The sequence below is a fragment of the Gilvibacter sediminis genome, from assembly GCF_028561565.1.
Lineage (GTDB): Bacteria > Bacteroidota > Bacteroidia > Flavobacteriales > Flavobacteriaceae > Gilvibacter > Gilvibacter sediminis.
This window is the reverse complement of the sequence record NZ_JAQQTE010000022.1, coordinates 71,546-91,089: the sequence shown is the minus strand read 5'-3', so window position 1 is coordinate 91,089 and position 19,544 is coordinate 71,546. Positions and strand designations below refer to the sequence as shown.

General features: G+C 44.1%; 18 protein-coding genes. 1 reads left to right on the top strand and 17 read right to left on the bottom strand.

The window, feature by feature from the left end:
- Nucleotides 1–84: 84 nt before the first annotated feature.
- From POW22_RS12580 to sucC, 3 genes are all read right to left on the bottom strand, one after another.
- Nucleotides 85–486, bottom strand: coding sequence for a TerB family tellurite resistance protein (locus POW22_RS12580; RefSeq protein WP_272833066.1), 402 nt, complete (start codon nucleotides 484–486; stop codon nucleotides 85–87).
- 91 nt (nucleotides 487–577) lie between these two features.
- A complete protein-coding gene (locus tag POW22_RS12575) occupies nucleotides 578–913 on the bottom strand; it encodes a hypothetical protein (protein ID WP_272833064.1) in 336 nt (111 codons plus the stop codon).
- 178 nt (nucleotides 914–1,091) lie between these two features.
- The gene (gene sucC / locus POW22_RS12570; protein ID WP_272833062.1) at nucleotides 1,092–2,282 is read right to left on the bottom strand and encodes an ADP-forming succinate--CoA ligase subunit beta; all 1,191 of its coding nucleotides are present in this window, start codon (nucleotides 2,280–2,282) and stop codon (nucleotides 1,092–1,094) included.
- A gap of 175 nt (nucleotides 2,283–2,457) precedes the next feature.
- On the opposite strand from sucC, the gene lysA reads away from it, so the two are divergent.
- Nucleotides 2,458–3,654 (top strand): diaminopimelate decarboxylase, encoded by a 1,197-nt coding sequence (lysA, locus tag POW22_RS12565; protein WP_272833061.1) that lies wholly within the window; start codon nucleotides 2,458–2,460, stop codon nucleotides 3,652–3,654.
- 1 nt (nucleotide 3,655) lies between these two features.
- On the opposite strand, the gene POW22_RS12560 is transcribed toward lysA, so the two are convergent.
- The 14 genes from POW22_RS12560 to POW22_RS12495 form a co-directional block, all read right to left on the bottom strand.
- Entirely contained in the window at nucleotides 3,656–4,063 is a 408-nt protein-coding gene (locus POW22_RS12560; RefSeq protein WP_272833060.1) for a hypothetical protein, read from the bottom strand.
- 44 nt (nucleotides 4,064–4,107) lie between these two features.
- Nucleotides 4,108–5,295, bottom strand: a complete 1,188-nt coding sequence (locus POW22_RS12555) for a DUF1501 domain-containing protein (RefSeq protein WP_272833059.1) — start codon at nucleotides 5,293–5,295, stop codon at nucleotides 4,108–4,110.
- A gap of 11 nt (nucleotides 5,296–5,306) precedes the next feature.
- On the bottom strand, nucleotides 5,307–6,665 hold the full coding sequence (locus POW22_RS12550; RefSeq protein ID WP_272833058.1) for a DUF1800 domain-containing protein: 1,359 nt from the start codon (nucleotides 6,663–6,665) through the stop codon (nucleotides 5,307–5,309).
- A gap of 36 nt (nucleotides 6,666–6,701) precedes the next feature.
- Nucleotides 6,702–7,973: an NAD(P)/FAD-dependent oxidoreductase gene (locus POW22_RS12545; protein WP_272833057.1), complete on the bottom strand. Its 1,272-nt coding sequence runs from the start codon at nucleotides 7,971–7,973 to the stop codon at nucleotides 6,702–6,704.
- Between the two features lie 105 nt (nucleotides 7,974–8,078).
- Nucleotides 8,079–8,978: a dienelactone hydrolase family protein gene (locus tag POW22_RS12540; protein WP_272833056.1), complete on the bottom strand. Its 900-nt coding sequence runs from the start codon at nucleotides 8,976–8,978 to the stop codon at nucleotides 8,079–8,081.
- 46 nt (nucleotides 8,979–9,024) lie between these two features.
- A complete protein-coding gene (locus POW22_RS12535; RefSeq protein WP_272833055.1) occupies nucleotides 9,025–9,672 on the bottom strand; it encodes a mycothiol transferase in 648 nt (215 codons plus the stop codon).
- Nucleotides 9,673–9,693: 21 nt separating this feature from the next.
- Nucleotides 9,694–11,124, bottom strand: coding sequence for a M20 family peptidase (locus tag POW22_RS12530; protein WP_272833054.1), 1,431 nt, complete (start codon nucleotides 11,122–11,124; stop codon nucleotides 9,694–9,696).
- A gap of 143 nt (nucleotides 11,125–11,267) precedes the next feature.
- A complete protein-coding gene (locus tag POW22_RS12525) occupies nucleotides 11,268–13,835 on the bottom strand; it encodes a phosphoenolpyruvate carboxylase (protein WP_272833053.1) in 2,568 nt (855 codons plus the stop codon).
- Nucleotides 13,836–13,936: 101 nt separating this feature from the next.
- Nucleotides 13,937–14,149, bottom strand: coding sequence for a YgaP family membrane protein (locus POW22_RS12520; RefSeq protein ID WP_272833052.1), 213 nt, complete (start codon nucleotides 14,147–14,149; stop codon nucleotides 13,937–13,939).
- 187 nt (nucleotides 14,150–14,336) lie between these two features.
- Nucleotides 14,337–15,848: a hypothetical protein gene (locus POW22_RS12515; protein ID WP_272833051.1), complete on the bottom strand. Its 1,512-nt coding sequence runs from the start codon at nucleotides 15,846–15,848 to the stop codon at nucleotides 14,337–14,339.
- Nucleotides 15,849–15,863: 15 nt separating this feature from the next.
- Nucleotides 15,864–16,595, bottom strand: coding sequence for a hypothetical protein (locus tag POW22_RS12510; RefSeq protein ID WP_272833050.1), 732 nt, complete (start codon nucleotides 16,593–16,595; stop codon nucleotides 15,864–15,866).
- A complete protein-coding gene (locus POW22_RS12505) occupies nucleotides 16,595–17,539 on the bottom strand; it encodes an NAD(P)H-dependent flavin oxidoreductase (protein WP_272833049.1) in 945 nt (314 codons plus the stop codon). The genes POW22_RS12510 and POW22_RS12505 overlap by 1 nt, the downstream gene beginning before the upstream one ends.
- Nucleotides 17,540–17,601: 62 nt before the next feature.
- On the bottom strand, nucleotides 17,602–18,777 hold the full coding sequence (gene mnmA, locus POW22_RS12500) for a tRNA 2-thiouridine(34) synthase MnmA (RefSeq protein ID WP_272833048.1): 1,176 nt from the start codon (nucleotides 18,775–18,777) through the stop codon (nucleotides 17,602–17,604).
- Nucleotides 18,778–18,822: 45 nt separating this feature from the next.
- Complete coding sequence (locus tag POW22_RS12495; RefSeq protein ID WP_272833047.1) at nucleotides 18,823–19,512, bottom strand: toxin-antitoxin system YwqK family antitoxin; 690 nt, start codon at nucleotides 19,510–19,512, stop codon at nucleotides 18,823–18,825.
- Between the last annotated feature and the right edge of the window lie 32 nt (nucleotides 19,513–19,544).

Here is a 19,544-nt window from a genome sequence, read left to right as displayed (position 1 = left end):
CTAGTGTATAGCAATTTCGATTCCATTGCTATTTTCACGCCATTTTGACGTGATTGGTATAAATTTTAATGCCGAATTGACAGTTTAGTTGTAGTAGGCTTGGAAAATACGCACCAACTCGTCAGCAGGAATGAGCTTGTTCTCGTATTTATCCATGCGGAGCATCACCTGATCAATGATCTCCATACGAATCCCCATCTTGAGTCCAAAGTTCCGCAATGCGGCAACCTCAGCGTCTTTGGTTTTGAGGTCAATATTCATCATCAACACCAATTTGTGAAAGTGCGTGATGCGCCCGAGTTCCGTAACGATTGGCTTGGATTCCACAGGATTGTGAAAGAGGTCGTGAACCGTCTCCTTATCAATTTCAAAGCGCTTGGCCAAGGTCATGATAAATTGATATTCCTCTTCAGAAATATGGTGATCCGCCTGCGCTAAAGCAATCAAATCACTGAGTAGTCCTAATTTTTCCTCTTTTTTATCCATCTGTTGTAGTGGGGTAAAAATAGGGAAAAGCAAGGACCAAAAAAAATCCCGCAGCCAGACTGCGGGATTCTTCTTTTTTACAGTGCCTCCTCTACACTACCGTCTTCAATCGCACGGGCACTGTATATTCCATTCCTTTCTGAGCGCTTGTCTCAAGTTTTTGATAGTTCAATCTTGACTTGATGTAAGTCACCACAGTGTCATTGTCTGAATCTACAGACAGTACAACCACCTCATTGTCTTTGTTGATCATGAAAGAAACCTTGGCGATCTCCTCCCCTCCAAAATCAAAGTCTGGGTTGGCTAAAAACTTCCCGATCTCTTGAGTGATCGTTACTGGGTTCTCGTTTGTTGGCTCGGTGGCCGCATTTGCAGTAGTCCCTACAAAAAACGCTAGGGCAACTACTAATAAACTTAATTTTCGCATTACTGTTCGATTTAAATTGATGTACACCTAATAGACTGCTCAAAAATTAAATAGTTACTTCTAAAGGCTTGATTTAACGACAGTTTAACGATTATTTGAACTAGTTAACATTCAAAATAGGGCATAAAAAAACTCCCGAAAACCAGCGTTTACGGGAGCTTTAAGTATGTTTCAAAGTTTATGCGAGTACCGCCTGAACTTTATCTGATGCTTCTTTAAATTCTACTGCAGAATGCACATCCAAACCACTATTATCAATGATTTCCTTCGCTAATTCAGCATTGGTTCCTTGCAAACGAACAATGATTGGTACAGGAATGTCCCCGATGTTCTTGTAGGCATCTACAATACCTTGCGCCACACGGTCACAACGTACAATACCTCCAAAAATGTTCACAAGAATCGCTTTTACATTCTCATCACGAAGAATGATCTTAAAAGCTGTTTCCACACGCTCAGCGTCTGCAGTTCCTCCTACGTCAAGGAAGTTGGCTGGCTCTCCACCGGCCATCTTGATCAAATCCATAGTCGCCATTGCCAAGCCGGCTCCGTTTACCATACATCCAACGTTTCCGTCAAGATCTACATAGTTCAAACCAACAGCTTTGGCCTCAACCTCAATTGGATTCTCTTCACGAACGTCACGCATAGCTGCGTAATCTTTGTGACGGAAGAGCGCATTGTCATCAATAGTTACCTTAGAGTCCACCGCGATCACGCGATCATCACTGGTCTTCAATACTGGGTTGATCTCAAATAGAGAAGAATCTGAGTTCTCGTAAGCTTTGTACAAAGCAAAAACGAATTTAGTCATCTCTTTAAATGCTTTACCGCTCAAGCCCAAGTTAAAGGCAATACGACGCGCTTGGAAAGGAAGTAATCCGGTGTCTGGCTCCACAGTCTCTGTAAAGATCAATTCCGGAGTTTCTTCTGCAACCGCTTCAATATCCATACCTCCTTGTGGAGAGTACATGATCATATTTTTACCTGCGGCACGATCCAAAAGTACACTCATATAGTATTCTTTTGGCTCTGAATCTCCAGGGTAGTAAACATCTTCAGCAATCAATACTTGGTGAACAGTTTTTCCTTCTGCAGAAGTCTGCGGAGTGATGAGTTGCATACCTAAGATCTGATCGGAAATCTCGCGAACTTCGTCCAAGTTCTTGGCCAATTTTACTCCGCCACCTTTTCCGCGACCTCCAGCGTGCACTTGTGCTTTGATCACATGCCAACCGGTTCCGGTCTCTTCCGTTAATTTCTTTGCAGCATCAACAGCCTGCTCTGGAGTTTCGGCTACGTATCCTCTTTGGATCTGTACCCCAAAACTGTTTAATATTTCCTTGCCTTGATATTCGTGTAGATTCATATGCTCGGTCGTGTTTTTTTCTGTTTTGCAAAGGTAGCAAATGCGAACGGTCTAAGCCAACAAATTTCCACTAGAAAATAAGTGTCTTATCGAAAGCTTAACACTTTTTTATCGACTCTGACTTGCAGAAGATTTAATCGGCTTGCTTAATTTAGTAGGCTAAAATTTTAAAACAATGACAAATCAAGACCTTTTAACAGCTGTAGATCGCTTTGACAGCCCTTTGTATGTGTATGACGCCCAAATGATCGCGTCTCAATACAAACGCCTCACTGCAGCTTTTAAACAGGTAAAGAAGCTCAAGATCCATTATGCGGTCAAGGCCTCGAACAATTTGTCCATTTTAAAACTCATCAATGGCCTTGGCGCCGGATTGGACACCGTATCCATTCAAGAAGTGCTTATCGGACTGGAGGCCGGTGTAGATCCGAAAGACATCATTTATACGCCCAACGGTGTTTCTTTTGAAGAGATCGAACAAGTTGCTGCCAAAGGGGTGCAGATCAATATTGATAACCTCGCTATTTTAGAGCAGTTTGGAACCGCACATCCCGATATTCCTGTATGTATCCGCATCAATCCGCACGTTATGGCAGGTGGAAACACCAACATCTCTGTAGGGCATATTGACAGCAAGTTTGGGATCAGCATTCACCAATTGCCTCACATTTTGAGAATTGTAGAGAATACGGGAATGCACATCAACGGAATCCACATGCATACCGGAAGTGATATTTTAGATGTGGAAGTTTTCCTTTATGCTTCTGAGATCCTCTTTGAGACGGCGAAACATTTTAAGACTTTGGACTTTATTGACTTCGGAAGTGGATTCAAAGTTCCTTACAAAGCAGGCGATATTGAAACCAATGTGGAAGAATTTGGAGAAAAACTCAGCCAACGCTTTAACGAGTTTGAGGCCGAATACGGCCGTCCGCTGACCTTGGCTTTTGAACCTGGAAAATTCTTGGTGAGTCAAGCTGGTCAATTCTTAGTCCGCGTGAATGCCATTAAGCAAACTACCTCTACCGTTTTTGCTCAAGTAGATAGTGGTTTTAACCATTTGATCCGTCCAATGCTTTACGGCGCACAACATCAGATCAGAAACATCTCCAATGCTGAAGGTAAAGAGCGTTTTTACTCGGTAGTTGGGTATATTTGTGAAACAGACACCTTTGCTAACAATAGACGCATCGCTGAGATCTCTGAAGGCGATGTGTTGAGTTTCAGTAATGCGGGAGCCTACTGCTTTACTATGGCGAGCAATTACAACAGCCGTTACCGCCCTGCTGAAGCCTTATTCATTGATGGTGACTGGAAACTGATCCGCAAACGCGAAACCTTTGAGGATCTGATCAGAAATCAGGTTGTTTAAATCACTCGTCCCGATTAAGGACAATGGAATTTTGTGGGGTAATTTCGGTGATCTTTTCACCCAATTGCCCCACTGCCATTTTTATGGAATCGTCTGAAAGAAATTCAATAAAGCCATACATAGTCCCTAAGGTGCCCACTTCTGGGACATTCACATTGATCTCTACAGGGTAAGGTTTAACGCTGTAGTCTACCTCGTAGGTCATATTAGCGGTAACTCCATCCATGTCAAAGGCTTTTCCACCCATCGGGTTCCCTTCAATAATGAAAGTGATGAAACCTTCATCGTCAAAGACAATGCTACCTACTTCTCCTTTACTATCTCCGGTCCATTTTCCGATCAGTTTTTCATTCTGAGCCGTTAGACTAAGTGAAAATGTCAAGAAGACTAGCAATGCCAATTTTTTCATAGTTCGATTTTTTATGAGCGATGAAGTTAAGCAATTGCGCTTTATTAGAAAATATTCAAGGGTTCAAACCTCCCGGGGACAATTCCGGATGGATCTGTATTAAACCAATCCTTTAAAAGGGTGGTGTAGATCTGTCTAAAATCAATTTGCATGGCCAGATCTCCGTCATTGAGACGGCTTAGGTCCGGCAAATCATTGTAAAAGCCTTGTTTTTTAAGTCCACCACTGAGTAGGAATACTTGATTGCCAGAACCGTGATCGGTGCCTTGAGACCCATTCTCCACAACTCTACGGCCAAATTCAGAAAAAATCATCACCGCAGTATCCTTCCAAAGATTCTCTTTTTTTAAGGTATCAACCAAAACGCCCACGGCCTCGTCTACCTGCGACAAGAGTCTTTGCTGCAGTTGCTTTTGATTCACATGGGTATCAAATCCACTCATAGAAGTGTAATAAACACTGCTGTCCAAACCTGCACTCATCATTTGAGTCATGGTGCGTAATTGTCTCCCCAATTGCGTTTTTGGAAACTGACTGTGAGTGGGCATACGATTTAATCGAGATTCCAAATAATCTGCAGCGTTTACCGTCTCTCGCAGGGTCTTGTACAAATAGGCGTGGTTGTCGTGGTGATGTTCGGCTTCGTGTTGTTGCAGCAAAAACTGATTCAATCTGCTCTTGGACATCTTGTTGAATTGCTTCACATTGCGAATCGCTAAAGCCTTTTGCTCCTCCCCTTTGAGCGCCAAACTCAAACTACCATCAATTTCAATAGCCAAAGGATTACCGCACGAACCTGCACATTGGTGATCCAAATAACGCCCTAACCAACCCGATTGTAAATGCTTATCGCTATCTGAAGCGGAATGCCAAATATCCATACTCCTAAAATGCGACCGGTTCGGATTGGGATACCCAACGCCATTAATGGTGAGTAAATCACCAGATTCATAGAGTTTGGCCATATTCTTAAAAGCGGGATGAAATCCTACCGCATCTGTGACTGCATTGAGTTGATCGCGTTTCAAACCGAGAACTGGTCTGCTGCGGTAATAGATGTCATTCCTAAAAGGCACCACAGTATTGAGCCCATCATTACCACCCGAAAGCTGAATAATGATCAAGCGTTTACCCAATTGACTTAAGGGTTTGAACTGCGCCTGTAAAAAGCCTGGGATCATCAAAGCGGTACTCGCTAAGGCGCTGCGTTTTAAAAAAGTTCTTCTTTCCATAGCTTCGTGTATTAACAGAGTTGGTATTCGGGCAAGGCCATAAGCAAGGCTAAGCGCATGAGTTCGGGTGTCGACTCCGCCCCTGCGGCCCGATCAATTTGCGCTAAGACCTGTTGACTTGGCGGTTTAGCAAACAAAATTTCACTGCATGCTGCGGTAGAAAGTCCCTGCCAGTAGCGCGTAGACGCACTAAAGAGTTTGCTGCCTTTAGGAAGGTCCATACCCTTAACCTTAGCATCAAAATTGGCTTTTTCAATGCCCTTTAACGCCCGATTCAGCAATACCGCAAAACCTAAATTCTGGCGGTAAAGCAAGGAGGAACTATCTATCCACTGCCTTTCACTGGGCCATCCAGCTACAGATGGTGGAGCAAACAAAACTTGCCCTAAAGAGCGCTGAGCCATCAACAAGCCAATGCCGGAATCCTTTTTTAAATCAAAGGCCTGGCAAACGCTTACTAATAATTCTATGGGGGATTTTATTCGAGCCGCGCGATGCTCCTGCGCGTAGAACCAATCCGAAGTAAATATTTCCTGCAATAGCTTCCCGATATGCAGATCGCTACGACGAAATGAGCTGTATAAATCACTGCGCTTGGCTTGATCTAATTGAGGGCCGACCATAAAATCCACAATCTTATCTACGATGAACTTCGCTGTTTGTGGCTGTTGCAAGACCAGATCGACCACTTGCTCACCTGTAAAATTTTTACGTTTCCCAAAGACAGTCTTAGCGCCATAATCATGCTGAAATCGCACAAAACGAAAAGCGCCTTGACGATCGGTCTTCCAACCCGTAAAGGCTCGGGCGGCTTCTTTAATGTCTGATTCTGTGTAGTGCCCTTCTCCTAAGGTGAATAATTCAAAGAGTTCTCTGGCGAAGTTTTCATTGGGTGCTGATTTTTTGTTCTGCTGATTGTTCAAGAACAGCAACATAGCAGGATCTTTGGCCACAGCATGAAGCAGATCACCAAACTTGCCCAAGGCGTATTTGCGCAATGTATTGTTGTGGATTGCCGCTAAAACAGGGAGTTTTGCTTTCACGCCAAAATGATCGTGCCAAAAAAAGCACATCTTCTCTTGCAGAGGTGATTTGGACTCCGCCATCCCGATAAGCCACTCCAAATTCATAGCAACGGTCTGCTCGCGGATCTTGGATTTATCCACCTTGGACCTATCCGATCCAGTACCCTTGGGAAGAGTAATGGAAAAATCATCCGTTCTAAAAAGTGATGGCAGGGCGTCCGCTGGTGATTTCCATCCCAAGCGAGATATAGCTTTGGGCTGGGTTCCAAAGCCTGCACGCAACAAAAGGTGATTGAGTTTGGGGTCCATAAAGATGTTTTGGTGAACATCCTTTGGACTTTGCAAACGAACAATGGTTTAGTGCCTTGTGTGCTTTTTTGCTTATTGTTCGCGCTCCCGAGGCTTTATGATCATTCGGAAGTACTGATCCTTGTAGATATAGTAACCTATCCAATTATAGAAGGTACGCACGCGATTCTTAAAGTTCACCAAGCCCATAATGTGAATGAAGATCCAGATCAGCCAGGCAAAGAAACCTTTAAAGGTCGTTTTTTGCCCAGGCGTGTCCATGACCGCTTTATTTCTACCTATAATGGCCATTGCACCCAAATCCTTATAGCTGAAGCGTTTCCATTGTTCTTTTGGACGTTTTAGGTTTGATGCGAGGTTTTTGGCTTGCTGTAATGCAGGCTGAGCCAATTGCGGATGCCCATGCGGATACTCAGGATCATCTGCTATAAAAGCGCCATCACCCAACGCAAAGATATTTTCAAAGCCTTCCACCTGATTGAATCCGTTGGTTTTCATACGTCTTCCAGGGCCGAGTGCTTCTGCAGGTATTCCTTCAAAAGTTTTGGCAGAGACCCCAGCGGCCCAAATGAGATTAATAGACTCGATGGTAGTTCCGTCGGAGAGGTAAACCACATTGTCTTTAAAATCATCAACGCGCGTGTTCAATCGAATTTGCACACCGAGTTCTTCCAATTTCTTGTGGGTATAGCGTTGCGATTCTGAGGACATGGGCGCCAAAACAGTATCGTTTCCATCCAGTAAATAGATCTCTCCCAGGTCTTCCTTAGCCAACTCCGGATAATCTTTTTGCAAAATATGCTCTCGCATCTCCGCAAATATACCAGAGAGTTCCACCCCTGTTGGACCTGCACCTGCTATAACAAAGGTCAAGTGACGCTTGCGATGCACGGGGTCTTTCATACGCGTAGCTCGATCCAAACGTGTAAAGATCACATTGCGCAAAGACAAAGCATCACTGATGGTTTTCATCGGCAGGCTGAATTTGGCAATATTCTCGTTACCAAAATAATTGGTCTCTGCGCCTGTGGCTAAAACTAGCTTGTCGTAATGCAATTCTCCATTGTTGAGTTTGATCTTATTTTCCTGTGGATGAATGGATTGCAATGCCCCCAGACGGAAGCGCGCGTTCTTGTGTTTGCGCAGAATCTTCCGGAACGGATAACTGATCGCAGAGGGCTCCATAAATCCTGCGGAAACCTGATAGATCAGCGGCGGGAAAAAGTTGTAATTATTGGCATCGACTAGAATGAGTTTATAGCGTTTGTCGTTGCTTAAACGCTTGATGAGTTCCAGGCCGGCGAAGCCTCCACCCACTATGACGACGGTTTGGGTATCGTCCATAAAGTAGTCCTTTGTTTGGACAAATAAAGATACGAAGAATCGGCCGTTTTCTAAGTAAAAACAGTGGGTTTTTAGTTGAATTTAACGCTTCAAAAACAGGGCCTTCTAAGCTCTTAAATGCTTGTTGAAAAAGGCCAGGGTGCGTTCCCAAGAAAGTTGCGCTGCGGGCTCGTCGTATCTGGGCGTTGTATTGTTGTGAAACCCGTGATTCACCCCAGGATACATATGAGCAGTGTATTCAATATTGTTAGCTTTGAGAACAGTCTCGTAAGCAGGCCATCCAGCATTTACGCGAGTGTCCAACTCCGCATACTGCAACAAAAGAGGAGCCTTTACCTTAGCCGCATCTTCATCACTGGGTTGTCTGCCGTAATACGGAACTGCTGCTGCCAAGTCTGGCACACGGACAGCCATCATGTTGGAAATATATCCACCGAAACAAAAACCGACCACGCCGATCTTTCCACTGCATTTAGGGTGCTGCTTCAAATATTCAAAAGCAGCGATAAAATCTTCCAACATTTCTGCCCGATCCCTTTTGCGTTGCATTGTGCGTCCGTCATCATCATTTCCGGGATAACCCCCTAGCGGCCATAAAGCATCCGGAGCAATACTGATAAAGTTAGCTTTGGCGGCACGACGCCCAACATCTTCAATGTAGGGGTTCAATCCGCGGTTCTCATGCACCACCACAATTCCCGGCAGCTTTTCATCGGCATCTTTGGGAATAGACAGTAATCCTCTAATGGTTCCACCTCCTTTAGGTGATTCGTACTCTACATAATTGGAATCCAAGTCAGGGTCGTCTGCCGCAACCATTTGGGTGTTGCGATAGTTGGGCTCCATAAAACTCAAGAGCGAGCCAACGGTCACCGATCCTGCCGCATACAAGCCCAAGCGTTGTACAAAACCGCGTCGATCTATCTTGTCGTGAGCGTAATCATCATAAAGATCAAATACTTCTTGAGGGATGTCTTCTTTTTTGAGGGGTTTGTTCGGGTCCATTTGCTGATGGTTTATGCATTAACTAATTCATTCACAAGCGGTTCGCTTATGAAATACGACTTCTGATAAATTTAAATTGTCCGTTGTGATTGGATTCGTGCTCCACCACGTGGAACCATTTACAATAATTATTTGTTGGTCCCCAAGGCCATTCTTGATCAACGGTCATCAACCAATCGTCATCGCGTTTGGCCAATTCGGTCAAAGAATTTTCACGCACTCGATCTAATTTCTCCATATAGAACTCCAAAGGATTGCCTTTGATACTTGCTCGCGCTGCATCACCGAGCCCCATAGCTACGCCAAACTCTTCAGTATCGGCGGCATCCCAGTCGCCCCAAGCACGGTTCTCAAAGGTGTGAATTTGATAAAAACGCTCCGTAGCTGCCAAATGATAGAGCATGGCTCCAATAGAATTGGCTTTATCATCTACCAAATAGTCCAGGTCTGAAGTACTCATTCCTTGCACAGGCATTAAGATCACGTGTCGCATCCAATTCATCATAGAGACCAGCGTACCTACCTGCGGGCTGTAGCCGTCTTTTGGTCCTACAATATTCCGATCATTTATAGTGCTTGCCGTTGCATTGAGCGGCGGCGTATTCCAGGACAAAAGCGCTCCAGAAGCCAAGGTTGCTAATGAGGCTTGTTTGATGAATTTACGGCGATCTACTGCATTATTTGTATTTGCCATGTCTAAGGTGTTTATGTTTAGTTATTGATTGAATCTTTTGATCATGTGATACGAAAAGGTCACGATCTCTAGGTAATTTTCTTTGCTGATCTTCTCATCGATCCCGTGAAATCGGGTCAAACTTGTTGGGTCAAGTCTTATGGGATAAAAACGATAGACATCATCAGAAATGTCATAGAAATATCGCGCATCCGTTCCTCCGCCAACCAAACCAGGTACCACAATACTGTTGGGATAGATATCACGGATGGTTTGCTCCAGAATCTTAAAGTTCTCAGATTCCACACTAGAAACCGGAGACGGATTGGTCAAAAAGCCCACAGCCTCTACCCTAACCTTATCAGAGACTGTAGCAATAATGTGTTCTTTTACGGATTCAATGGTCTCTCCGGGCAGTATTCTAAAGTTGATAGTAGCTTCTGCCACTGTTGGAATCACATTGTTTTTTACGCCACCTTCAATAATGGTCGGTGCCGTGGTAGTATGAGAATTCAAAGCCTTCAAGATGGGCTTTTTAAAGAGCCAAGGATTGGCAAAGGCCATGCGCTGCATAAAGGGTAATTCGGGCCCCATATATTCTAACTGATAATCCACTGGATTTACCAACTTATAGGGACGCTGATTGTCTTCTAAATCTACGATAGCTTGGGCGAGAATACCAATAGTATTCTCTTCTGGCGGCGCCGAACTATGTCCACCGCTGGTCTCCACGATCAGCCTAAAAGAGGCAAAGCCTTTCTCAGACAAATTGATCATGGCTACAGGACGATCTATTCCAGGAACCAAACCGTCTGCTAAAAAACCACCTTCATCTATAGTAATAGCGGCTTGCACTCCTTTACTTTGGAGGTGGGCAGCGATCTGCTTGGCTCCTCTAGGGCCACCTACTTCTTCATCATGACCAAAGGCCAAATAAATGGTTCGCTTCGGACCAAAACCTTCTTCCAACATTTTTTCTACAGCCTCCATAACCGCCATTAAAGTACCTTTATCATCCATAGTCCCGCGCCCGATGATATCGGTCTGCGTAATGGCGCCCTCAAAGGGTCCAGCTTCCCAGTCTGTCAGTGTGGGCTCATCTACCGGAACCACATCCATATGAGACATTAAGATCATAGGTTTAAGCGAAGCATCACTTCCCTTCCAAGTGTATAAAAGACTGTAATCATTGATCTTTTCTAATTCCAGCTGTTGGTGAATAAGCGGAAAGGCGCGTTCTAAAAATCTGTGAAAACCATAAAAGGCCGTGGAATCTGGCGGAGTATCTTCATTAAAAGAAATCGTTCTATACGTGACGGCTTCTGCTAGGTTTTGATAGATATCGTCGGATACAGCAACCGACTCGATACTGCCGGCTGGAACTTGTTTGGAACTCAGCGTAAAGGTTTTTACAAGTACTATCGCGATCAGCACCAAAAGGGCTAATCCGAGAACACGGAATAATTTTTTCATCTAATTGAATGGTTGTTAGTGAACTGTAGGATTCCTAAGGTACTAAAATAAAGGCAGATTCATCCAAGCAAACATCACCCCAAAAGAAATGAGATCACTTTTTAAGCATTGTTCAGTGAGAGGCTCAAATACAAAAGATACCCTTATGCCGAATTCCTTGCCGCGTTGATATTTCCAAATAGTGAACGGGTCACCATTTTTTCAAAGACGGCCAGTTCCTTTTCATCAGCTCCAGAAGATCGGAGTTCCTGAATCTCCCGCAAAGCAAATTGCTGAATGGTCAATAATGGCAATACAATTTGTTCTCGCATCCCTATGGAAGCTCGCATCACAGGCGCATCTTCCATGAGCTGCTTCATTCCTGTTAACTTGAGTAATAAATCTCGAGTGCGCTTAAACTCCTCATAGATCATCTCCCAAAACTCCCCAAATTCAGGGTCATCTTGCATATAAGCCGTTAAGGGGAAGAAGGACTTAGACATGCTCATCATGGCATTCTCTACTAAGGTCTTAAAGAAGACAGAATTCTTGTAAAGACTTACCGCGGCTTCCCACTGTCCTGCCTCCTGCATAGCCTCAAGAGCCGTTCCCAGCCCGTAGAATCCGGGCACGTTCTGTTTGAGCTGACTCCAACTCCCAACAAAAGGAATTGCACGCAGATCACTAAAGACCAGTTCGGATTTACCTCCGCGTTTAGAAGGTCGACTCCCAATGTTTGTCTTGGCGTAATACTTTAGCGTACTCATCCGCTCTAGATAAGGCAAAAAGCAGGGGTGATTTTTAAAGGCTTGATAAGCCTCGTAACTACGCTGACCCAATTGTTCCATGGTTGCTCTATCTGCATCGGAGATCAAATTCTTCTCCGCAGCAAACACCTCTCCACTGATTCCAGAACTCAACAGCTGCTCCAAGTTGTATTGACAGCTTTCTGGCGTTCCAAAGTTTGAACTAATTGTCTGTCCTTGAATCGTCAATTCCACCACATTGTGTTCAATATTTGGACCGAGAGAAGCATAGAATTGATGCGTTTTACCACCGCCACGAGCAGGAGGTCCTCCGCGACCGTCAAAAAAGGAAACACTGATTCCGTGCTCACGAGATACTCGCGTGATATTTTCCTTGGCGCGATATATGGACCAATTGGCCATGAGATAGCCACCGTCTTTAGTACCATCACTAAAGCCGAGCATTACAGTCTGCTTCATTCCGCGACGTTTTAGATGCGCCAAATAGTCGGGGTGCTGGTATAAGGTAGCCATGACTTCATCGGCCATAGCCAGATCATCAATAGTTTCAAAAAGCGGAACCACATCTACCGTTGGCGTTGGCCAGTCACACATGAACAACATGGCAAAGGCTTCCATAACGTTGAGCACAGACCCGTTGTTAGAAATTATATAACGGCTACAACCTACCTCTCCATTGGCCTTTTGAATGGTCTTCATGGCGTAAATGGCACCGAGTGTTTTCTGCGCCATTTCATCTTGGAGTTGCTCCGGATCCACTTGGGCTTGGATCTGCACCAAAGCTTCAATTTTATCAGCATCACTTAAAGTGGCATAATTATCTGGCAATACTCCTGTGGTTTGAGATGCAATGGCTTCCACCACGCGAGAGTGCACTCTAGAATCTTGACGGATATCCAAGCTTGCAAAATGACACCCAAACAAACGAACCTTCCCAATAAAGGCATCCAACTGATCTAAAAAGAGACTTTGGTGCTCTTTGATGAGAATTTCACGAATGGCATTGAGTTCATCCAACAAATAAGCTGGAGTCAAGGTGACTTGATCATGAGGCAGAAAGATGTGATCGTATAAAGCCTGTTGTAGATCCGCAGTACGTGAATCAATTCCTTTAAAGGTGAGTCTGCGCCTTAGGGCACGCATATCCCTGTAGTAGTTTTTAAAGAGCGAACTTCGCAATCGTTGAGCCACATCCAAGGTGGTCTGCGTGGTCACAAATGGATTTCCATCTCTATCACCTCCCGGCCAAAAACCTACAGAAACTATAGGATTGTTTAAGGTCTCGCCTTCAAAAATATGCGTATTGATGTATTTGTAAATATTGGCTACAGAAGGATAGAAGACATTTTCTAAATACCAGATAAGCCGCACGGCCTCTTCATAAGGGGTCGGTTTCTCTTTTTTAAAGAAAGGGGTCTTTCCTAACTGCCCCAACAGCTTCTGAATGTCATCTAAGGCATTGTTCTCAATAGCCTTGGCCAGATCAGTAATGATACCTAAAACTTGCCCGGGATAGAACTGCGTAGGGTGTGCAGTGAGTACAGTGCGTACTTGAAAGCCTTTCATATACTCCTTTAAAGCTTCTGTAGCATAGGTCTGCTGGGCCTCTTCTTTAACGCCTCTCAAGGTTCCGCGGCCATCAAGATTATAGATCACAGGAAAGGCAGCATCCTCAATAGCGTCAAAAAGCACCACTTGCCGCTCAATGTATTGAATGAATCTAAAGAGCAGATCCAAGCGTTGCTTGTCGTTGAGATCTTCCGCATAGCGCGCAAAAAATGTTGCCACGATCTCCGTGGGATTCTTTTTAAGCGCATATCCTTGTTCACAGATCTTAGCGAAAAGTGGTAAGAGCACTCCTGTATTGGTGATTAGATCAAACGGAAGGGTGGTGAATATACTGTTGTAAACGTTATAGCGAGATCTGACATAGGTGTCAAAACGCTCCATCTTGGTCTGTTGCATTGGCCTGCATTTATTACCTAAAATTAACGAATTTTAGGCACAGCAACCCTATGAATGACCCGGTAAGGTTTTTAGAATCTACGCGAACGTTTTCGTCAGGGTTATTCGGCCTGTTTTACCTTACAGGTATTTAATCCGAAGGGCAAATACAGCGGGCAAAAGCCTACAAAACTCGTCAAAAGAAATGCCGCCGCTAAGACCATGACAGCAATTCCTAAAGTTCCACTTACTACTTCAAAATAATACAAGGCTACTGCAGCAACGGCAAGGACAAAGCGCAATAGACGATCCAAGTTTCCCATGTTTTTTTTCATGACGGAAGATTTAGTTGTTGAAAATTTCGATCAGCACGGCCAACAGATAAATGATGCCCAGACAAATAGCGCATACCATTAAGAGTTTGACCCACTTCTTATTCATCTGTGAAAAGTATTGATTTTGACCGTTTTGAAAAGTGACCTAGGTCACATTCGGGAAGAATCTACCTAAATAAACACGGTCCTATTCCAAAAACATAAAGCGACGCTTGGAGCGCGAATCGCTGATCATGATAAACTTACCATTGACATAGGCACCATATCTGGGTAGGTAATAGTCGTCTTTGTTATCCTGGATCTTTTGCACTTTCTGAGTCCCATCTAAGGTGTAGACCACGCGGTATAGGGCCGAGCCCTCTAAGAAGCCTTGCTTCAAGTTAGGATCTCCATTCTTTGTAGTATCGTAATTCCTTCCTCCATTGAGCAGAATATTTAGCTGCCTATCTTTGATATAAGCATTGTAAGCTCTTTTATAAGATGCCGTATCTTTTTGAACATGATCAGCCCATACTACAACTCCACTATTATCAATATAAAACACCAAGAGGTCAGAATAAACAGTTCGGGTCGTTGAGCCTCCAGCAGAGACTGCTCCACCCGTCATAGTCACAATTATTTCTTTCAGCTCGGCTAAGACAAAATAGCCATTATCTCCTGACGGAATAATGTAATTAATACTAAACTCGCCTAAACCCTTACTCTTCTTCTTTTTCCGATTACCTCGTTCTGTTCCAAAAAAAGCTTCATAAACGCTTTGATCAAAGGTATAGACCAATTGATCAGAACGTGTAAAACTATTTCTATCAAATACAGAGGTCTCTATTTGATTAACACCTCCAGTCTCAGCCTCTATGAATGTGTTCATATAAATGGAGGTATCCGTAGCGATAGGTTGAATTCCGTTGGGAAGCGGCTCATCAATCTCGAATTCCTTGGAGACAATTCCGTTTTCATCAATAACATCTAAAGTGGCAACGTAGAAGGCATTATCCGATTTTTTTGCCTGTAAGGATTCCGCGGTAAACTGACCAAAAACCTCTAATTGCCCTTGCTTGTTCAGCAGAACATCCAAAATGACATAATTCCGAAGGTCTTGCCTTTGCAAATCCTGTGAGTAAAGCTTCTCCAAGGAATTGGCATCAAAGGTTATGAAGCTGTATTGGATCAAATCCTTACGCTTAAAAGTAGTTACTATGCTGAAAGTGGCTTTAGCATCATCAATGATAAATTCTGAATTCTTCTTGGTAGAAAACAGCCCCAATCGCTTGTCAATGGGGGTGGCGATTAATTCTTTCTTATCGAGTTTTTTGGTGTTGACATCATAGGTGTAGGCGTATAGCGTACTGAAACCACGACCGGCAAAGGAGTGGGTCAAGGCAATAACACGATCGCCTAAAATATACTCTCCCAAATAGACCTCCTTCTGGCTCTTTTTGACCTTTTGATCGTCTACCAGATTCATGGATGCATTGAAAAGGTTGAAGGAGATATAACTCTTTTGCGCACGAATTAGGACCGCTTTTTGACTGGAATGGAATTTCAAGGCCGTGATACTATCGGCTTTCACTTTATCGTAATAGGGCCGGGTAGTTGTAGCCTTAAGGTTTTGAAACTCCTGCCCTCTTGCCGGCTTGGACAACACAATGATAAGAAACAGAAGAAGAACCTTTAAGTTTAAAATTCGTTTGAAATCCATTCGAGACAAAATTTATTATTGATGAGTTAGTTGATCATAATATCTTTTTAAAAGCAGATCTCCAAATCCATACTGCGGCTCTTGCTTCATAAAGGCACGGAAGACGGACGGAAAGTCGTTCAATGCTGGATCTGCAATTAGATCTTCCAAAACTTCTAAATAATGCTGCTTATAAAACTGCTCCAAAAAAGACGGTAAGTCTTTCAACCCAGGAACGGCAATAGATAACATCGTGGCAAGTGTATTGACCTTTTTTTGGTCTGCTTTGCGTGCCGCCTTCCACAATTCTTGAATGGAAGCCATGAGCAAGGCTGAGATGGGAATCGCAATTTCCTGCAGTACTTCAAGTTCCGAATTCTTCAAGCCTGAAAAACCGTATTGGTGCGGCTCTGGTGGCAACACTAAATAGTACTCACAATCTGAGCTCGTATCCATAAGCGAAGCACAAAACCAAAAGTTGAATTGACAGAACAGATCCGCTTCAAACCAAAAATACACCTTGGACTGTTCGGGAATATTCATCATCAATTCAAACTGAGGCAGCACAGCTTCTAAATAAAACTCACCTCCGGGATCTTCATAAGAAACATCTAAATAGGCCATCCGGTTGGCAAAGAAGGTCTCTGGGTTCCTTCCCTGCAAAGGCCCGTCAATAAGGCATTCTCTACAAACTAAAAGATCTCCCGAAATGCTTTCTGGAAACCGTTCCAACAAAGCATCTCCGTTAAGTATGTGTACCGCACGCATTAGAACAATTGATTGATTTGCAACTTGGCCTGCTCGTATTCTGTGATCATTTCCGCAACGATCTGCCCGGCGGGTTTGATCTCATTAATTAATCCAGAGATCTGCCCGATCTCCAATTCCCCTTCTACCATATCTCCTTCAAACATGCCCCGCTTGGCGCGAGCCCGACCTAAGAGTTCCTTGAGTTCTTCCACGGTTGGTCCCGTTTTGTATAAGTCTTTTACGTCTTGATAGAATTTATTTTTAAGCAGGCGTACCGGTGCGAGCTCTTTAAGGGTAAGCTCCGTATCACCTTCTTTGGCAGCTACCACGGCTTCTTTAAACAGTTGATGCGCTGAAGATTCTTCGGAGGCTACAAAACGACTGCCGAGTTGCACACCATCTGCCCCAAGAACCATAGCGGCCAACATGGCTTTACCAGTAGCAATCCCACCTGCTGCAATGAGCGGCACCTTTAAATGTGCTTTGACCATGGGAATCAACGTCAAGGTGGTGGTTTCTTCACGGCCGTTATGTCCTCCAGCTTCAAAGCCCTCGGCAACCACAGCATCTACCCCAGCGTCTTGAGCCTTAAGCGCAAACTTCACACTACTCACCACATGAACCACGGTAATTCCAGCTTCCTTTAAACGAGCGGTATAGGTCTTAGGATTTCCTGCTGAGGTAAAGACGATGGGAACCTTTTCTTCAATGATGATCTCAACGATCTCTTCAATATCTGGATACAACATGGGCACGTTTACTCCAAAAGGTTTATCTGTGGCCTTTTTGCACTTCTGAATGTGTTCGCGCAGCACCTGTGGATACATACTTCCCGCTCCTAGCAGACCTAAACCTCCAGCATTGCTTACCGCACTGGCCAAACGCCAGCCGCTGTTCCAGATCATTCCGCCTTGGATCAGTGGGTATTTAATTCCGAATAATGAAGTGATTGCGTTACTCATCTGCAGTTTGTTTTAGACCACAGAAAAGTACGAATATTTAAACCGAATTCGGTCGTAAAAAGTTAGGAAATAACGCCGCTTCCCAGCAGTTCTTCTTGATGGTACCAAGCCACGAACTGACCTTCGGTAATCGCAGATTGCGCCTCTTCAAAGATGACATAAAGGCCATGCTCGGTTTGATGCAAAGTGGCTTTTTGAAGCGGTTGACGGTAGCGAATACGCGCCATCACTTCGAGGCTTTTATCTACCTCCAAACGCAAGTCCTCACGCACCCAATGCACTTCCGGTTGTTGCACAAACAAGCCTTTACGGAACAGTCCTGGATGATCTTTACCTTGGCCGGTGTAAATGATGTTGTTGGTCACATCGGTATCAATGACAAAAAGCGGCTCTTTGGTTCCACCTACAGCCAAACCTTTACGTTGTCCTTTGGTAAAGTAATGTGCTCCTTGATGATTGCCTACCACTTTCCCATCACTGAGCTCATAAGCGTGTTTAGCCACTAAAGCTTCTAAGGTATCTTCGGTTTGTAAGGCTGATTCATAAACGGGATGATCGGCAGGAACTTCTACAATTTGCCCTTCTTTTGGAGCCAATTGTTGTTGTAAAAAGTCCGGCAAACGCACTTTGCCAATAAAACACAATCCTTGGGAGTCACGCTTCTCTGCAGTGATCAAATCTTGCTCAGCAGCAATTTTACGCACCTCTGCTTTTTGAAGTTCTCCAACGGGAAATAGCGTTTTGGCCAATTGGTCTTGAGACAGTTGACACAAGAAATAAGATTGATCCTTATTCGGATCTGCCCCAGACAGTAAAGAATACACCTCTTGTCCATCAATGACTTGTGTGCCTTTTCTACAATAGTGACCCGTAGCCACGTAATCTGCACCGAGATCCATCGCGATCTTTAAAAATACGTCAAACTTGATCTCTCTATTGCAAAGCACATCCGGATTAGGGGTGCGCCCCATCTCGTACTCACGGAACATATAGTCTACAATACGTTCTTTGTACTGCTCGCTCAGATCTACTGTTTGGAATGGAATTCCCAGCTTATCGGCAACCAGCATGGCGTCGTTGGAATCTTCCAACCACGGGCATTCATTAGAAATGGTCACAGAATCATCGTGCCAATTCTTCATAAAGATACCAATGACCTCATACCCCTGCTCTTTGAGCAAGTAGGCTGCTACACTGGAATCCACTCCACCACTAAGTCCTACGACAACGCGTTTCATCTTTAAAAATTCTGGGGTGCAAAAATACGAAAAATCGACAGATAACTACTGCCCGTTGGGTTTGGGGAATCGTTCTTCTTTGACCAGCTTCCCGCCTTCAAAATACTGCCAAAGCCCGTGTTTGGCGTCATTCTTATAGTTTCCGCTGATGATTAAATTACCTTTCGCATCGTAGTATTTCACCGGACCGTTCAGCATATCGTTAGCATAAGTAAAGAATTTGATCTCTACCCCAGCCGGTGAGTAATAACGACTCTCGCCTTCTCTCTTCCCTTTTTTGTAAATCAAGGTCTCTGTCTTATTCCCATTGGCATAGTAGGTCGTCATTGGACCTTCTAGTTGATCGTTGACGTAATTCTCTTCCGTCATAATCGTTTTGCCGTCTTTGTGGAAATAGGTCCAAGTGCCGGTCTTCATCTTGCCGCGCATTTGGCCCTGGCTGATGAGTTTTCCGCCTTTATCGTAATAAGTCAGCTGAGCCAAGTCTGATCCCGCTTCAAATTCCTTGACCAATGCGGGCTGGGATCCACAGTCTTGGCAATAGAACTTAAAGGTTCCCACCTCTTTTCCATGCTCAAAGGTACCTTGATACCGCAACTGTTTGCTGTTGGGAAAGTACTTTTTCCAAGTCCCGTGACGCTTGCCCGCTTCATCAAATTGATTGACTGCATCCTGAGCCCAAAGGGTACTAGACGTTAGTACTGCTATGACAAAATAGATCGCTATGAATCGCATAGAATTACTTTTTAAAGCAAACGCAATAATGA

Excerpts from the sequence above, each read along its gene's own strand:
- POW22_RS12535 (WP_272833055.1), bottom strand. The coding sequence starts at position 9,672 with ATGGCAAATACAAATAATGCAGTAGATCGCCGTAAATTCATCAAACAA.
- POW22_RS12510 (WP_272833050.1), bottom strand. The coding sequence starts at position 16,595 with ATGCGTGCGGTACACATACTTAACGGAGATGCTTTGTTGGAACGGTTT.
- POW22_RS12545 (WP_272833057.1), bottom strand. The coding sequence starts at position 7,973 with ATGGACGATACCCAAACCGTCGTCATAGTGGGTGGAGGCTTCGCCGGC.
- POW22_RS12525 (WP_272833053.1), bottom strand. The coding sequence starts at position 13,835 with ATGCAACAGACCAAGATGGAGCGTTTTGACACCTATGTCAGATCTCGC.
- POW22_RS12495 (WP_272833047.1), bottom strand. The coding sequence starts at position 19,512 with ATGCGATTCATAGCGATCTATTTTGTCATAGCAGTACTAACGTCTAGT.
- sucC (WP_272833062.1), bottom strand. The coding sequence starts at position 2,282 with ATGAATCTACACGAATATCAAGGCAAGGAAATATTAAACAGTTTTGGG.
- POW22_RS12515 (WP_272833051.1), bottom strand. The coding sequence starts at position 15,848 with ATGGATTTCAAACGAATTTTAAACTTAAAGGTTCTTCTTCTGTTTCTT.
- mnmA (WP_272833048.1), bottom strand. The coding sequence starts at position 18,777 with ATGAAACGCGTTGTCGTAGGACTTAGTGGTGGAGTGGATTCCAGTGTA.
- POW22_RS12505 (WP_272833049.1), bottom strand. The coding sequence starts at position 17,539 with ATGAGTAACGCAATCACTTCATTATTCGGAATTAAATACCCACTGATC.
- POW22_RS12555 (WP_272833059.1), bottom strand. The coding sequence starts at position 5,295 with ATGGAAAGAAGAACTTTTTTAAAACGCAGCGCCTTAGCGAGTACCGCT.
- POW22_RS12520 (WP_272833052.1), bottom strand. The coding sequence starts at position 14,149 with ATGAAAAAAAACATGGGAAACTTGGATCGTCTATTGCGCTTTGTCCTT.
- POW22_RS12540 (WP_272833056.1), bottom strand. The coding sequence starts at position 8,978 with ATGGACCCGAACAAACCCCTCAAAAAAGAAGACATCCCTCAAGAAGTA.
- POW22_RS12575 (WP_272833064.1), bottom strand. The coding sequence starts at position 913 with ATGCGAAAATTAAGTTTATTAGTAGTTGCCCTAGCGTTTTTTGTAGGG.
- POW22_RS12580 (WP_272833066.1), bottom strand. The coding sequence starts at position 486 with ATGGATAAAAAAGAGGAAAAATTAGGACTACTCAGTGATTTGATTGCT.
- lysA (WP_272833061.1), top strand. The coding sequence starts at position 2,458 with ATGACAAATCAAGACCTTTTAACAGCTGTAGATCGCTTTGACAGCCCT.
- POW22_RS12530 (WP_272833054.1), bottom strand. The coding sequence starts at position 11,124 with ATGAAAAAATTATTCCGTGTTCTCGGATTAGCCCTTTTGGTGCTGATC.
- POW22_RS12560 (WP_272833060.1), bottom strand. The coding sequence starts at position 4,063 with ATGAAAAAATTGGCATTGCTAGTCTTCTTGACATTTTCACTTAGTCTA.